This is a genomic window from Enterococcus sp. H57, assembly GCF_003112495.1.
In the GTDB taxonomy this organism is placed as follows: Bacteria; Bacillota; Bacilli; order Lactobacillales; family Enterococcaceae; genus Enterococcus_B; species Enterococcus_B faecium.
In genome coordinates this window covers 16,632-31,071 of sequence record NZ_BEHC01000044.1, presented here as the reverse complement: position 1 = coordinate 31,071, position 14,440 = coordinate 16,632, and the positions used below count along the sequence as shown (strand labels likewise).

General features: G+C 39.3%; 15 protein-coding genes. 2 read left to right on the top strand and 13 right to left on the bottom strand.

Features of this window, described 5'->3' with window-relative positions:
* The 9 genes from DIZ30_RS13700 to DIZ30_RS09400 all read right to left on the bottom strand — a co-directional run.
* Nucleotides 1-645, bottom strand: a 645-nt coding sequence (locus DIZ30_RS13700; protein WP_234414798.1) for an amidohydrolase family protein, incomplete at its 3' end; no start/stop codon positions are given.
* Nucleotides 646-663: 18 nt separating this feature from the next.
* On the bottom strand, nucleotides 664-1,590 hold the full coding sequence (locus DIZ30_RS09435; RefSeq protein WP_002288872.1) for an aspartate carbamoyltransferase catalytic subunit: 927 nt from the start codon (nucleotides 1,588-1,590) through the stop codon (nucleotides 664-666).
* 12 nt (nucleotides 1,591-1,602) lie between these two features.
* Nucleotides 1,603-2,886 (bottom strand): solute carrier family 23 protein, encoded by a 1,284-nt coding sequence (locus DIZ30_RS09430; RefSeq protein ID WP_002300702.1) that lies wholly within the window; start codon nucleotides 2,884-2,886, stop codon nucleotides 1,603-1,605.
* Between the two features lie 13 nt (nucleotides 2,887-2,899).
* Nucleotides 2,900-3,439: a bifunctional pyr operon transcriptional regulator/uracil phosphoribosyltransferase PyrR gene (pyrR, locus tag DIZ30_RS09425; RefSeq protein ID WP_002295862.1), complete on the bottom strand. Its 540-nt coding sequence runs from the start codon at nucleotides 3,437-3,439 to the stop codon at nucleotides 2,900-2,902.
* A gap of 234 nt (nucleotides 3,440-3,673) precedes the next feature.
* Entirely contained in the window at nucleotides 3,674-4,585 is a 912-nt protein-coding gene (locus DIZ30_RS09420) for an RluA family pseudouridine synthase (protein ID WP_002299711.1), read from the bottom strand.
* A complete protein-coding gene (gene lspA / locus DIZ30_RS09415; RefSeq protein ID WP_002299710.1) occupies nucleotides 4,582-5,046 on the bottom strand; it encodes a signal peptidase II in 465 nt (154 codons plus the stop codon). The genes DIZ30_RS09420 and lspA overlap by 4 nt, the downstream gene beginning before the upstream one ends.
* A 4-nt stretch (nucleotides 5,047-5,050) precedes the next feature.
* On the bottom strand, nucleotides 5,051-5,749 hold the full coding sequence (locus DIZ30_RS09410; RefSeq protein WP_002295857.1) for a CBS domain-containing protein: 699 nt from the start codon (nucleotides 5,747-5,749) through the stop codon (nucleotides 5,051-5,053).
* Nucleotides 5,736-6,122: a hypothetical protein gene (locus tag DIZ30_RS09405; RefSeq protein WP_002299708.1), complete on the bottom strand. Its 387-nt coding sequence runs from the start codon at nucleotides 6,120-6,122 to the stop codon at nucleotides 5,736-5,738. The genes DIZ30_RS09410 and DIZ30_RS09405 overlap by 14 nt, the downstream gene beginning before the upstream one ends.
* 171 nt (nucleotides 6,123-6,293) lie before the next feature.
* Nucleotides 6,294-7,964, bottom strand: a complete 1,671-nt coding sequence (locus DIZ30_RS09400) for a formate--tetrahydrofolate ligase (RefSeq protein ID WP_002299706.1) — start codon at nucleotides 7,962-7,964, stop codon at nucleotides 6,294-6,296.
* Nucleotides 7,965-8,146: 182 nt separating this feature from the next.
* Here DIZ30_RS09400 and DIZ30_RS09395 point away from each other — a divergent pair, with 182 nt between their 5' ends.
* On the top strand, nucleotides 8,147-8,380 hold the full coding sequence (locus DIZ30_RS09395) for a cold-shock protein (protein ID WP_002303804.1): 234 nt from the start codon (nucleotides 8,147-8,149) through the stop codon (nucleotides 8,378-8,380).
* Between the two features lie 98 nt (nucleotides 8,381-8,478).
* Here DIZ30_RS09395 and DIZ30_RS09390 read toward each other — a convergent pair whose 3' ends face one another.
* Nucleotides 8,479-8,910, bottom strand: coding sequence for an EbsA family protein (locus tag DIZ30_RS09390; protein WP_002295850.1), 432 nt, complete (start codon nucleotides 8,908-8,910; stop codon nucleotides 8,479-8,481).
* Nucleotides 8,911-8,988: 78 nt separating this feature from the next.
* Between DIZ30_RS09390 and DIZ30_RS09385 the strand changes: the two genes are divergently transcribed.
* The gene (locus DIZ30_RS09385; protein WP_002295847.1) at nucleotides 8,989-9,402 is read left to right on the top strand and encodes a ribonuclease HI family protein; all 414 of its coding nucleotides are present in this window, start codon (nucleotides 8,989-8,991) and stop codon (nucleotides 9,400-9,402) included.
* A 37-nt stretch (nucleotides 9,403-9,439) separates the two neighbouring features.
* On the opposite strand, the gene DIZ30_RS09380 is transcribed toward DIZ30_RS09385, so the two are convergent.
* The 3 genes from DIZ30_RS09380 to alaS all read right to left on the bottom strand — a co-directional run bounded on the left by DIZ30_RS09380 (nucleotide 9,440) and on the right by alaS (nucleotide 14,148).
* Nucleotides 9,440-10,588 carry a cation diffusion facilitator family transporter gene (locus DIZ30_RS09380; protein WP_002299705.1) on the bottom strand — a complete coding sequence of 383 codons (1,149 nt, stop codon included), beginning with the start codon at nucleotides 10,586-10,588 and terminating at the stop codon, nucleotides 9,440-9,442.
* A 121-nt stretch (nucleotides 10,589-10,709) separates the two neighbouring features.
* On the bottom strand, nucleotides 10,710-11,306 hold the full coding sequence (locus DIZ30_RS09375; RefSeq protein WP_002295844.1) for an ECF transporter S component: 597 nt from the start codon (nucleotides 11,304-11,306) through the stop codon (nucleotides 10,710-10,712).
* A 199-nt stretch (nucleotides 11,307-11,505) separates the two neighbouring features.
* A complete protein-coding gene (gene alaS / locus DIZ30_RS09370) occupies nucleotides 11,506-14,148 on the bottom strand; it encodes an alanine--tRNA ligase (RefSeq protein ID WP_002299704.1) in 2,643 nt (880 codons plus the stop codon).
* Nucleotides 14,149-14,440: the final 292 nt, after the last annotated feature.

The window sequence follows — 14,440 nt, the reverse complement described above, 5'->3', positions numbered from 1 at the left end:
AGCAATTTGAGAAGACTCGGTTACGCTTAAGATCCCGGGAAGACCAAGTTCTTCTGCCTTCTTGCCAGCGTGCATAACGCCGCCAAATAATAAAGATTCATCTTCTGTATGGGCTACTAGGGCTTTATTGTTTTTTGCAGCTTCTTTCATAGCCAGATACATCGTCCCAGCTGTTTGGACACCTACACCGTCATTTGTGAAAGCAAAAGCACCTTCTTCAATCAGTGCTTCTTGATCAACTAATTTCTCACTTCGCAGATTTTCTGTGATTGGCGCATACTGCAATACCTTCACAACTGCATCTTTTCTAATGATGTCATATACTTGTCTCAGCTTTTCTGCCGTATCAGGTACAGGATTTAAATTCGGCATCGCGCATACAGTAGTGAAACCGCCACGAGCAGCTGAGCGAGTCCCAGCTTCGATCGTCTCCTTGTATGTAAATCCTGGCTCTCTCAAATGAACATGGACGTCCACTAAACCAGGTGTGATCAATTGTCCCTTTGCATCAAACACTTCATCAAATTCGGCTTCTGAGAATCCTGTACCGATTGCTTTGATTCGCCCATCTTCTATCCAAATTTCTGCTGGTGTCGTCATATTTTTTCGTGTATTGATCTGACCGTTTTTAATGAGTGTTTTCATTTTTTCATCCTCCTATAATTACGCTTTTCCATTTAGCACTGCTTCTAAGATTGCCATTCTGACGAATACTCCATTGCTCATTTGCTGAACGATCCGCGACTGTAATCCTTCCACTAATGAATCAGCTAATTCTACATCGCGGTTAACTGGTGCTGGGTGCATAATGATTGCATGTTTTTGCAACTTCTTCGCACGCTCAACTGTTAACCCATGTTCCTGATGGTAGCCTTCTTTTGAGAAACTTTCTTTTCCATCATGGCGTTCGTGTTGCACCCGAAGCATCATCATGACATCAACTTGATCTAGTAGTTCATCCAATGGCATATAATGTCCGTACACTTCGAATTCATCGTCGTACCATTCTCTAGGACCTGAGAAGAATACTTGTGCGCCTAGACGTTTTAACATCTGCATATTGGATTTAGCTACGCGAGAGTGAGTGATATCACCTACGATGGCAACTTTCAGTCCTTCAAAATGTCCAAATTCTTCATAAATGGTCATCAAATCAAGCAAGCATTGGGTTGGATGCTGTCCGCTTCCGTCTCCTCCATTGATAATCGAACACTGGATTGTTTTACTTTGTATCAGTTCGTCATAATAGTTCTCATCACCATGACGGATAACCGCTACGTCTACGCCTAATGCTGACATCGTCAGTACTGTATCGTATAGTGTTTCCCCTTTTTGGACAGAGCTTGTGCTTGCTTCAAATTCAATCACTTCTAGCCCTAGTTTTTTCTCCGCTACATCGAAGCTTTTATGTGTGCGAGTACTATTTTCGAAAAAGAGGTTTGTAGCAAAGTACTGGCGCTTTTGCGGAGTCCAATTAGCACCTTGCTTGAATTCCTGCCCTCTGCGGATCAAGCCCATAACTTCTTGATCAGTAAGTGCCTCAACGGTCAATAAATGCTTTAAGCTGATACGTTCTGATTTGATGATCATAATGTTTCCTCCTTAGTTTTCTTCGCTTCGTGAAGTTTCTGGTAAGATAAGATTTAAAATGATGCCAAGTACAGTTGCTAATGCCATTGCCGACAATGTAAATGTGCCTACTTCAAAGACGAGTCCGCCAATTCCTACTACTAAGATAACTGAAGCAATCAACAGATTTTTCTTTTTATCAAAATCGATTTTGTTCTCGATTAAAATCTTCATTCCACTTGCCGCAATTACTCCAAATAAGATAAAACTGATTCCTGAGATGACTGGTCCAGGGATACTTAAAATCAAAGCGCTTAATTTTCCTACGAATCCTAAAATGACTGCAAATACTGCAGCTCCACCGATCACAAACACGCTATGGACACGTGTGATAGCCAGAACACCAATGTTTTCACCGTAACTTGTTACAGGAGGACCTCCGACAAAGGCTGCCACGATTTGTGCTAACCCATCACCTGTCAACGTCTTATGAAGACCCGGTTCTTCAAAGAAATTACGTTTAGTTAGTTTATTCAATACCATAAGATGGCCGATATGCTCTGTCATCGTCACAAAAGCGATGGGTGCCATTGTTGTGATTGCTCCAAGATATAGCTTTGGTTCATATTGTACAAAGGGAATCTCAAAGTTAGGAACAGCAAACCAGGCAGCGTCTACGATTGGCTTAGTATCCACGATTCCAAACAGCAAGGCTACGATGTATCCGCTAATGATACCTAGTAAAATCGGAATCAATCCGAGAAAACCTCTTAGCCACATGTTGAAGAAAATGGTCAATCCTAATGTGATCAGCGCTACAGCAATATACTTGAAATCATACGTGCCCTGATTATACATAGCATTTGTTGCTGCATTTGCCGCAAGTCCCAACCCGATAACCATGATGACTGGACCGACGACGATTGGAGGCAAGATTTTATCCAGCCATGCTGAACCGATCTTTTTGATGATCAGCGCAACAATCAAATAGACTAATCCAGTTGTGACTGCTCCTTGTGCAATCGCTGGATAACCATCTGTTTTCATCAAAAACTGCATCGCTGCAATGAAAGCGAAGCTGCTTCCTAAGTACGCAGGTATCTTTCCTTTAGTAGTAAATAAGTACACCAATGTACCTAGTCCTGAACTGACTAGCGCGATACCTGGATCGATACCTACTAAGATGGGGACTAACACGGTTGCTCCGAACATCGTGAACAAGTGTTGTAAACTTAATCCTACCCAATGTCCTGGGGTTGGGCGATCGTGGATATCTAACACCACGTCATCATTATGAAATCCTTTTTTCTCCGACATGTTTCTCTCTCCTCTAATCTTCCTCTTTCAAAATCATGATGCGATCTTGTCCATCAAGCTCTTGCATCTCTACTAAAATCTCTTCCGCCCGAGATGTTGGAATGTTCTTCCCAACATAATCTGCACGGATTGGCAATTCTCGATGCCCACGATCGACTAGGACTGCTAATGAAATTTTTCTTGGTCTGCCAAAATCCATTACTGCGTCCATTGCTGCTCGAATCGTTCGTCCTGTATACAAAACATCATCAATCAAAATAACTTCTTTTCCTTCTAAGGAAACTGGGATGTCAGAAGAATGAAGTTCCGGTTCTTCTGGATTTTCTTTTTTGTCATCTCGGTATAAAGTGATATCCAGTTCTCCTACAGGAATATCGATATCTTCTAGCTGCTTCAGGCGTTCGGCAATTCTTGATGCAATGTAGATTCCACGTGTTTTGATACCTACTAATACAATATCTTGGATACTATGATTTCTCTCGATAATCTCGTAAGTAATTCGAGTCAATGCTCGCTTCATCGTTACCTGATCTACTACTTCTTTTGCTTGCATATTCATTCCCCCTACTTTTTTGCATAAAAAAACTCCTGCCCTAAGAGGACAGGAGGAATGTTTAGACTGAGCGTATACTGATACACTGATAGCTATACTATGTCAATGAGCAATCTACTTATGGCGCACCATACGTATCCTTGCTCCCACCCTTCTTAGCCTCACGGGACTAAACTTAAAGGAATTCTATTAAGTTTTATGCTTTCGTTGTTAATTACTATACCGTTATCTAAATTAAAATGCAATGTTTTTTCTTAATTTTTCTAAAGTTTTTTCAAAAACTTCTGGAAGAGGTGCTTCAAAGATCATCTTTTCGTTTGTAGTCGGGTGCGTAAAACCTAACATTTGCGCATGGAGAAACTGACCATTGCCTTTCAAAGTTTTCTTCGGTCCGTATACTGGATCTCCAGCTAACGGATAACCGATATACTTCATATGCACACGGATCTGGTGTGTTCTTCCGGTTTCTAGTTTTAATTCAACCAGAGTAAATCCTTCGAAACGTTCCAATACAGTAAAATGTGTGACAGCCGGCTTCCCATCTTCTCTTATCGCCTGCATTTTCCGGTTTTCCTTCGAACGGCCGATTGGCGCATTGATGGTTCCTTTTTCGTGAGGAATCTCTCCATGGACTAAAGCAACATATTTGCGCAAAGAGGTCTTATCTTTTAATTGCTGAGCTAATGATTCGTGTGCCTGGTCATTTTTGGCAACCATTAGCAGTCCGGAAGTATCTTTGTCGATTCGGTGAACAATACCTGGACGAATAACGCCGTTGATCGTAGAAAGATCCTTGATATGGTACATCAGCGCATTGACCATTGTGCCATGCGTATGACCTGCTGAAGGATGAACGACCATTCCTTGAGGTTTGTTTATCACCGCTACATCTTCATCTTCGTAAACGATCGTCAACGGGATATTTTCTGGGACCACATCTAATGTTTCTGGTTCGGGGATCAAGACAGTAATCTCGTCTCCTTGTTTTACTTTGTAATTTGCTTTGACTGGCTGTCCATTGACAGAAACCGCTCCATTTTTCAGCCACAGCTGAATTTGCGAACGACTGTAATCGGTGAATAAATTAGTCAATACTTTATCGATCCTACCAGATTCATGGTGAATCGTCGTTTTAAGTTCTGTCATTTTTTTCTTTGATCCTTTTCATCTAAAATAATATAAATTAATATACAAATCACTCCACATACAAGTGTCACATCTGCTACGTTAAAAATCGGAAAGCTCATAAAATCTGTCTGGAACATATCTACTACATAGCCAAGACGAATACGATCGATAAAATTGCCAATCGCACCAGCTAGAACCAAACTCAATCCAATCATGAACCAGCGATTACCTTTTTCACGATTTTTAATCATCAATGTGAGAATCACAACGACTGCAATGAGTGTCACTATAGTAAAGAACCACATCTTCCCTTCTAGCATACTCCATGCGGCTCCAGTGTTTCGAATATGATTCAGTGACAAAATACCTGGTATAAGATTTTTCGTCTCTCCAAGCGCTAGATTATCAGTGATCCACCATTTGACCAACTGATCCACTCCTACTAGCAAAGCGCTGAATATCCAATAAATAATTAACAAAAAATCAATCCTTTTCTATTTGTTTATAAATATCACGAGGTCGTACGATCCCGAGCAGATTACCATCGGGATTCCCATCTTTAGTGATAAGTACGGCTTCCAAAGTCCCTTGCTCACGAAACATCGCTTCAACCTCGTAAATATGTGTTTTAGCTGGAACAAAATGATAATTTGTGTACTTTCCGTTTTGGATGATCAAATCCAACGCTCGTTTATTTGTTAAATCAACCGGACCTTTTTGGCTTTCTTTTGCTAGCCAAAACCCGATATTACGTAAAGTAATCAATGCTACAAATTTTCCTTTATTGTATAACGGAAATTGTGAATACCTTTTTTCTGCTACTATCTTTAACAGTTCAAGTAACGGAAGATCTTGTTCAAAACCTGTTACACGTTTTGCAAATCGAGGCAGCACGGTTTCAGGCTGAATCAGTTCTTGTTCGATCAGCTGGATTCGCTTGACTGTCCAATCATTTGGCTCTGCAATGACAAAATCGACTGCGATCCGATCATGGACGATCGCATTCCTTAACTGAGCAAGCTGTAAAAGATCATCTTCGTATTTTCTGATCATTAATTGTTTTCTTTGAGCTAGGCGTCTGACAAGTTCGGTAAATCCCATATTTCGTGCATTTCCCATCTCGTCTCTCATCCATTTTTCGATTCGATTGAAACTGATTAAAAAAAGATCAGAGTTTGCCATAATTTTCCTCCTTGATCAAATATGCCCGGTTTTTTATATAGAAAAAGAACGCAATCAACACAATAACTGCAAAAAAACTGAAAAATAAATTTTGTAGGAAAACGGCCCCCAACCCAGTTGCTAGAAATAAAAACGGATAGATTTGAAGAATCAAGTAATTCATTGTGATCACATAAGCAGGCTTTGCTTCTTTCACTGTATAAACGGGGCTTTTTAGCCAATAAAAGGTGACCTGCATCGTAAAGGGCACTTCCAGATCAAGCGTTATCTTTTGTTCATGACTGAGAACACTGCGTTTTTCATCGTTGATTCTTAGCTGAATCGAGCTACCCATACCGTAAAAACCGGTTTTTCTTATAAATGTCGTTTTCATCATACCCTCCTATTATGCTTTAGTATAGCTCAAAATACAATAAAGAAAAAGAATGATCCTAGTGTAAACAAAATTAATTCCCTATCGTCTAAAAAAAGAAGCTGTAGTCAAAATACAGCTCCTTCGATGTTTAATGAAAGTTATTTAGTATACGGTAGATTATAATCAAGCTTAAAACAATCCCAACACTTCTCCGTCATTTGTCACGTCCATATTCAATGCAGCAGGTTTTTTAGGCAAACCAGGCATCGTCATAACATCTCCAGTCAAGGCTACTAAAAATCCTGCCCCTAATTTTGGGATGATTTCGCGGATCGTGATGGTGAAATCTTCCGGTGCACCTAGCAGTGAAGGATCATCAGAAAATGAATACTGTGTTTTTGCCATACAAATCGGCAGTTTGTCCCATTCATTCTTCGTAAACTCTTCTATTTGTTTTTGCGCTTTTTTGCTGAAAACAACACCATTTCCTCCGTAAATTTTCTTGACGATTGTTTCTGTCTTTTCTTGTATCGTTTCTTCTAGGCGGTATAATGGCTTGTAATTAGCTTCTTTTCTATCAATCAATCGTACTACAGCTTTTGCTAAATCAACGCCGCCTTCTGCTCCATCTGCCCATACACTCGCTCTCTTGGCAATAATCCCCTGATTTTCACACAAGTGCTCCAACAGTGTGAGTTCATTGTCTGTATCTGTTACGAATTCATTGATTGCGACGATCACAGGTAGCTGATATTGTTCCATATTACGTATATGGCGCTTTAAATTTGCAAAACCTACTTTCAAAGCATCAAGATTCTCATTTTTAAGTTCATCTTTTTTCATTCCGCCATGCATTTTCAATGCACGGACAGTGGCGACAATCACCACAGCATCCGGCGCTTTTTTCAAGTTAGGTACTTTGATATCTAAAAATTTCTCTCCGCCAAGATCTGCACCAAATCCTGCCTCTGTGACAACGTAATCTGCTAATCTCAATGCTGTCTTGGTAGCTAAAATACTATTGCAGCCATGAGCGATATTGGCAAACGGTCCCCCGTGGACAAAAGCTGGTGTTCCGTAAATTGTTTGTACAAGATTCGGCTTGATTGCATCTTTCAGCAGTAATGCCAGAGCGCCTTCTGCTTTCAAGTCTCCAGCAGTCACAGGCTGACGGTCAAATGTATAGCCGACAACGATCCTTGCAAGACGAGCCTTTAAATCTTCAAGGTCTGCCGCAAGACACAAGATAGCCATGATTTCGCTGGCAACTGTGATATCAAACCCATCTTCTCTTGGAACACCTTGGATTGGCCCACCCAAGCCAACAATTACTTTACGCAGTTCACGATCATTGAGATCGACTACCCGTTTCCAAATCACTCGGCGGGCATCGATGTTCAATTCATTTCCTTGATGAATATGATTATCTAAAAGAGCAGATAATGCATTATTAGCTGTTGTGATAGCATGCATGTCACCAGTAAAATGCAAGTTGATATCTTCCATAGGCAATACCTGTGCATATCCTCCGCCTGCAGCACCACCTTTGATTCCCATCACAGGACCAAGTGAGGGTTCTCGCAATGCAATAACAGATTTTTTATTGATTTTATTGAGCGCGTCTCCTAACCCTACAGTGATCGTTGACTTTCCTTCGCCAGCTGGTGTTGGATTGATGGAAGTAACTAAGATCAAATGCCCCTCAGCGTTATCCTTTGATCGATTGATTCCAGAAAAATTGATTTTCGCCTTATATTTCCCATACAGTTCCAAATCGTCTTCCTTAAGATCTAATTTACTAGCCACTTCAACAATCGGTTCTAGCTCTGTTTCTTGTGAAATTTGCAGATCATTCTTCATTTGATTACCCCTTTTCACGAACTTTATTCAACAAAATGTCTTCTTTGTTAAGATATGCCAATTATACCTTTTTTTATTCAGAAAAAAAACATAAAATTACAGGTTTTTAATTTATTTGACGTACTTATAAATACTCTTTATAATGAAGGCTATGATCAGACTTTAGAAAGGTCGTGAGTGCTTTGACCACAGGAATTGTAAAATGGTTTGACAACAAAAAAGGATACGGCTTTATCAGTTATGATGACACAGAAGAAATTTTTGTACATTTTACTGCGATTGAAGAAGAGGGATTCAAAACTTTGGAAGAAAATCAAGTGGTCGAATTTGAGATCATCGAAGGGAATCGAGGAACACAAGCTGCCCATGTCAAGAAAGGCAACGTTCAGACTACCGATACTAGTATGCATGAATAGATAAACAAATAGAGTGAGACGCTAAACGGGATGAACCGTACGTCTCACTCTTTTCTTTTCCTGTAAAAATTCGTTTTTTTAGGTTCTGATTTTTAAAATTAGCTTTTTCTTTTTTTCGTATAAGGATAAGGAATTGATTCTGATTTGGGTCCGTTTTTTTCAAAATGATCAAAAAGGACTACTTGATCTTTTTTTCGCATCATGAAAACAGATGGGGCTTTCTCATCTTGCAACATCATTTGCACCCCAGTATTAGTTGGCGTCAAAGATCGAATCTGTCCGACAGATATTTCTCGGTCTTTCCAAAAAGCAGCATAACGTATAATCACAGAGTTTGATTTTAAAATAAAAGAACGTCGCAAACCTAGAAATAGAAAAACAAGAAAAATACCTAAAACAAAATTGCTTTTCCAATAAGGACCTGTGTTTTCTAAAGAAAGAATCAGACTAAAAAACAGAATGATCAAGGTCAATGACCAATAGATGATCGTATGTGCCAGTTCAGGCTGCCATCGAATATTTTTTTTCATTCTCTAACCTCTCACCGATTCAGTAATGATATAATCTTACCATAACATTAGTTTGAACAAAAAGGAGAATCTCTTTTTATGTTAAAAGTATACATTGATGCCTCTACAAAAGGCAACCCTGGTCCTAGTGGAGGCGGAATCTTGATTGTCTATCAAGGTAAACAAGAACAGCTATCTATCCCGCTTTCTATAGGGACAAACCATCAAGCAGAGTTCGAAGTCTTTTTAAAAACTTTAGAATTTCTAAAGAAAAACGACTTACAGAATGAAACGATTTTCTGTTTTTCAGACAGCAAAACACTAGTTTCTACGGTCGACAAAAACGCAACGAAGAACGAGCTCTTCCTTCCCTACCTTCAAAGAATCCAAGAACTTCTATCCGAATTTTCTTTATTGATCCTGCAATGGTTGCCCGAAAACAAAAATAAAGGAGCAGATAATCTTGCACGTCAGGCTCTCCATAAACAATTAAAAGAAAAAAAGACTCTTTAAATTAAAAACTTTAAGGAGTCTTTTTATAGTTTCTCATTTAATATAAAAGATAATTGTGATCAAACGTAATTTCCAATTGGTAATCTCCGATTTTTTCTTCTATTTGACTACGTAAGATTCTTTCTAGTTCTGTATCATCAAACTGGAATTTCTCAGGGACCACTACATCAAATTGCAGCGTTTTTCCTTGATGAATTACTCTAAAATCATGAATATTAAGCCCTGTACCTGTTTCAAGAAGAATTTGCTTTAACTGCCGCAAGATATTATAGTATTTTTCGTTATCAACAGGCATTGGATCCAAGTGACAGACAAGTTCCACATCCAAAGACTTTTTAAAGTCTTTTTCTATCAGATCAATAATCTTATGAGCCACATTCAAATTCATTGATTCATCTACTTCGATGTGGACTGATGCAAAGCGTTTATTGGGTCCATAGTTATGCACCAATAAATCATGATAGCCAAGTATATCATCGCAAGCATTTAAATGCTCTTCCATTTCTTCAATCTCTGCTGGCGTTGGGCGACTTCCTAATAGTTCGTATACAAAATTTCGAAGCATCGTCAATCCACTATAAAGGATATATAATGCTAAAGCAAAACCTATATATCCATCGATACGCCATCCAGTTACCCATTCGATTGCTGCTGAAAGCAATACAGCCAGTGTAGTAAAGACATCATTATAACTATCTGTTGCTGTAGCTCTCAATGTTTCAGAATCAATGGATTGCGCAATAACCTGATACATTTTGCCTTGTGCAAATTTCAAAAAGATGGAAATGATTAGGACAAAAAAGACGATGGGTGTTAAAGAGACATTTTCTGGATGGATGATTTTTTCAGCAGAAGACTCTAAAAATTGAAATCCTACATAAGTAATGATGATCGAAACAAATAACCCACTGATATATTCGAAGCGTTCGTGTCCATAAGGATGTTCCTGATCTGCTGGCTTTGCAGCAATTTTAAATCCGATCAAAGTCAATATGGATGAAGCAGTATCTGATAGACTGTTCACTGCATCAGCCATAATGGAGACACTTCCTGAAAAAAGCCCGATCATTAGCTTAGAGACAAACAAGATCAGATTCGTAACCAATCCTAAGATACCCGCTAGTACTCCTTTTTTTGTCCGCTGTTGCGGTATTTGTTTCTTTTTTTCTTCTTGTTTCTTAGCCAAGTTTTTTACCCCTTCTAGTTTGCTTGTTGCTCAGGTAAAAAGATGGAGAGGACGATTGTTTTCCTCTCCTCTCTTCCTTTTTCTATCTATCGTGCGTCCTATTACTATTAAAAGATGGTCATTATTCTGGTTTCAACGGTGTTGCTGCAAATAACGCTTTTGCTAGTAATGGTGTTATGATTCCCGCACCTATTGCTTCTGGTATCCCATTGATTGCTGCAACCCCTGCTAAGGTTTTAAATAAAAGAGCAGAATCTACACCATAGGCATCTGCCGTTGCACCTGTATAAAATAATCCCATGAATCCTAACACTAAGACTGTATTGACCAATGAACCCAGTACCCCTGCAAAGGCTGAGCTGATCGTTATTGATTTATTTTTTTGATAAATCCAGTGGAAAACCAAGCCTGCTACTAAGCCAACAAGTACTCTGGGAACTACCGAGATAATCGGATTCGTGAACACTAATGTATCAAATGGCGTTGTTGGCATGGCATAGGCACGAACAATTGTAGCGATTCCCCAAAACAAGCCAATCACCATGCCATCTTTTGGGCCTAATACTACTGCAGCAATAATTACTGTGATATGGATAATTGTTAAACTAATGAATCCTAATGGAATAAACCCCAGCCAAGGAACCATCGCTTGTACGATGATGATTGCTAACAAGATCGCACGTAAGACTAGTCGAAAGGTCTTATTTCTACTATTCATTTTTTCACCCCTTTTTATTTATACTAATCGTAAAAATTTCTGTCACTTTCGTCAACTAAAGACCATCCGAATCCGACCATTTGATTAGATGCGCCAGCCAATTGAAAAAAGTATGAGGGCAAGACTTGTTTGTCTTCGCCCCCATAATCATGTTTCGTTCAATGTTTGAACTTTTGTTTTTCTGTCAAACGTAAACGCCCTATTGTTGCGCAACCCATTCTTTCGCAGCTTTAAGTGCATCTGGAATACCAGCAGGATTTTTCCCGCCAGCTTGTGCCATGTCTGGACGTCCACCACCGCCACCGCCTACTTTCGGTGCGATTGCTTTAATCAAGTCGCCAGCTTTTAGTCCAGCTTCATTTGATTCTTTCGTCATTGCCGCTAGCAGACTGACTTTTCCTTCTTGTTCGTTTGCTAAAACAAGAATATCTGAAATATTTTTTTGTTTCCATTGGTCAGCTAATTGACGCAGCTGATTCATATCTTTCACTTTTACTTGTGCTGCAATGATTGTTTTTCCATTGATCGTTTCTGGATCTTTGAATACATCACCAGCTTGTTGATTCGCTAACTTGCTAGCTAATTGTTCATTTTCCTTTTGTAGCTCTCTTACTTGCTGTTGCAATTGTTCCGCTTTTGAAACAACTTCCTTCAATTGAGGTGATTTAACAATTGTTGCTACTTGTTTTAGTTGTTTTTCTTCTTCTTCAAGTAGTTCGTACGCTTCTTTACTTGTTACAGCCTCGATTCGTCGCACGCCTGCACCAATTCCTGATTCAGAAACGATTTTGAAGATTCCGATGTTTTCTGTATTTGCTACATGTGTGCCTCCGCACAGTTCGATTGACCAGCCGCCAATATTTACTACTCGAACGTCATGTCCGTATTTTTCACCAAACAAAGCCATTGCACCCATGTTTTTGGCTGTATCGATATCTGTTTCAATTGTTTCAACTGGGATAGCTTCCCAGATTTTTTCGTTGACGATTCTTTCCATTTCAGCTAATTCATCTGAAGTGATTTGACCAAAGTGGGTAAAGTCGAATCGTAAATGTCCAGGAGCGACTAAAGAACCAGCTTGATTTGCATGCTCGCCAAGTACTTCTTTCAATGCCTTGTGCAGTAGATGGGTTGCTGTATGGTTTTTGATGATCCGATTGCGCATCGATTGATCAATCAATAGATGATAGGTTTGTCCTTCACTCATTGGTGCTTTTACTTCTACGGTGTGCATAAATTGACCATTAGGCGCTTTTTGAACATCTGTAACAACTGCTACGATTTCGCCTACTTCATTCATGATCCATCCTTGATCCGCTACTTGCCCACCCATTTCTGCATAGAAAGGTGTTTGATCAAAGATCATTTGAGCTTCACCTTCTGCGACTTCATTCAAAAGAGACTCACCTTTAACGATGACCAATAATTGACTATCTGATTCTTGTTCTGTGTATCCAATGAATTTACTTTCTACTTTGATATCTGTCAATAAAGCAGATTGTACCCCCATTGATTTTTCAGTACTGCGGGCAGAGCGAGCACGTTCGCGTTGTGCATCCATTTCTTTTTCAAAACCAGCATGATCAACTTTCAGTCCTTCATCTTCTGCCACCTCTTCCGTTAATTCTACCGGGAAGCCATATGTGTCGTATAGTTTGAAGATGTCTTTTCCTGCTAGAGTCGTCCCGTTTTCGTTTTTTACTTCTTGGATCACTTGATTTAAGATTTCCAAACCTTCATTGATTGTTTCATTGAAACGTTCTTCTTCTGTACGGATAACTTTTTCAATAAATTCTTTTTGTTGAAGTACTTCAGGATAATAACTTACCATGATTTCCCCAACAACAGGGACTAAACGATATAAGAATGCTTGTTCAATACCTAATTTTTTCCCATGCATGACAGCACGACGAAGCAAACGGCGTAAGACATACCCTCTCCCTTCATTCGATGGCAATGCACCGTCGCCAATAGCAAATGAAAGGGCGCGAATATGATCTGCGATTACTTTGTAAGAAATATCTGTTACTGGGTTTTCACCATATTTTACTTGTTTGCTTAGCTTTTCTACGGCGTGGATAATAGGCATAAACAAGTCTGTCTCAAAGTTCGTTGGCGCATCTTGAACGATTGAGACCATGCGTTCCAATCCCATCCCCGTATCAATGTTTTTATGAGGAAGTGGTTCAAATGTGTTATCAGGCTTATGGTTGAATTCTGAAAATACTAAGTTCCAGATTTCTAAATAACGTTCATTTTCTCCTCCTGGATAGTTTTCAGGATCGTCTTCTGCTAAATCGTTATAAGCTTCTCCACGGTCATAGAAAATTTCCGTATCCGGACCACATGGGCCTGCACCGATATCCCAGAAGTTGTCTTCTACATCAATAATGTGATCTAGTGGCAGGCCAACTTCTTCATGCCAGATGCGTTTTGCTTCTGTATCTTTTGGATAAACTGTTACATAAAGTTTTTCTGGATCGAATGCCATCCATTTTGGATCAGTCAAAAATTCCCATGCCCAGTGGATGGCTTCATTTTTGAAATAGTCACCAATCGAAAAATTACCCAGCATCTCAAACATCGTATGGTGCCGTGCTGTTTTACCGACATTTTCGATATCATTTGTTCGAATAGATTTTTGGGCATTTGTGATTCTTGGATTTTCTGGCACAACTGAACCATCAAAATATTTTTTCAATGTTGCAACACCAGAGTTGATCCACAATAAGGTTGGATCGTTCACGGGGATCAAAGACGCACTAGGTTCAATCGTATGTCCTTTAGATTGGAAGAAATCAAGAAACATTTGTCGAACTTGTGCACTACTTAATTGTTTCATGTCATTACCTGCTTTCTATAAATTAAATACAAAAAAACACCATCACAGCCAAGGACGAAAACTCGCGGTACCACCTTGATTGCAATGATGTGTAATCATTACCTCTTAAACTCGATAACGCTGAGCTGCGTCGGTATTTCTACCAAAATAGAAAAAGGGAGCAATTTGATTAGTGACTATTCTTTTTTCAGCCAAGAAAGAATTTTCTGTGAGTCTTAAAAAACAAATCATATCCTTTTCGTACTTAATTAGTATACGCATTCTATTGATCACTGTCAATATCTCAATTTTT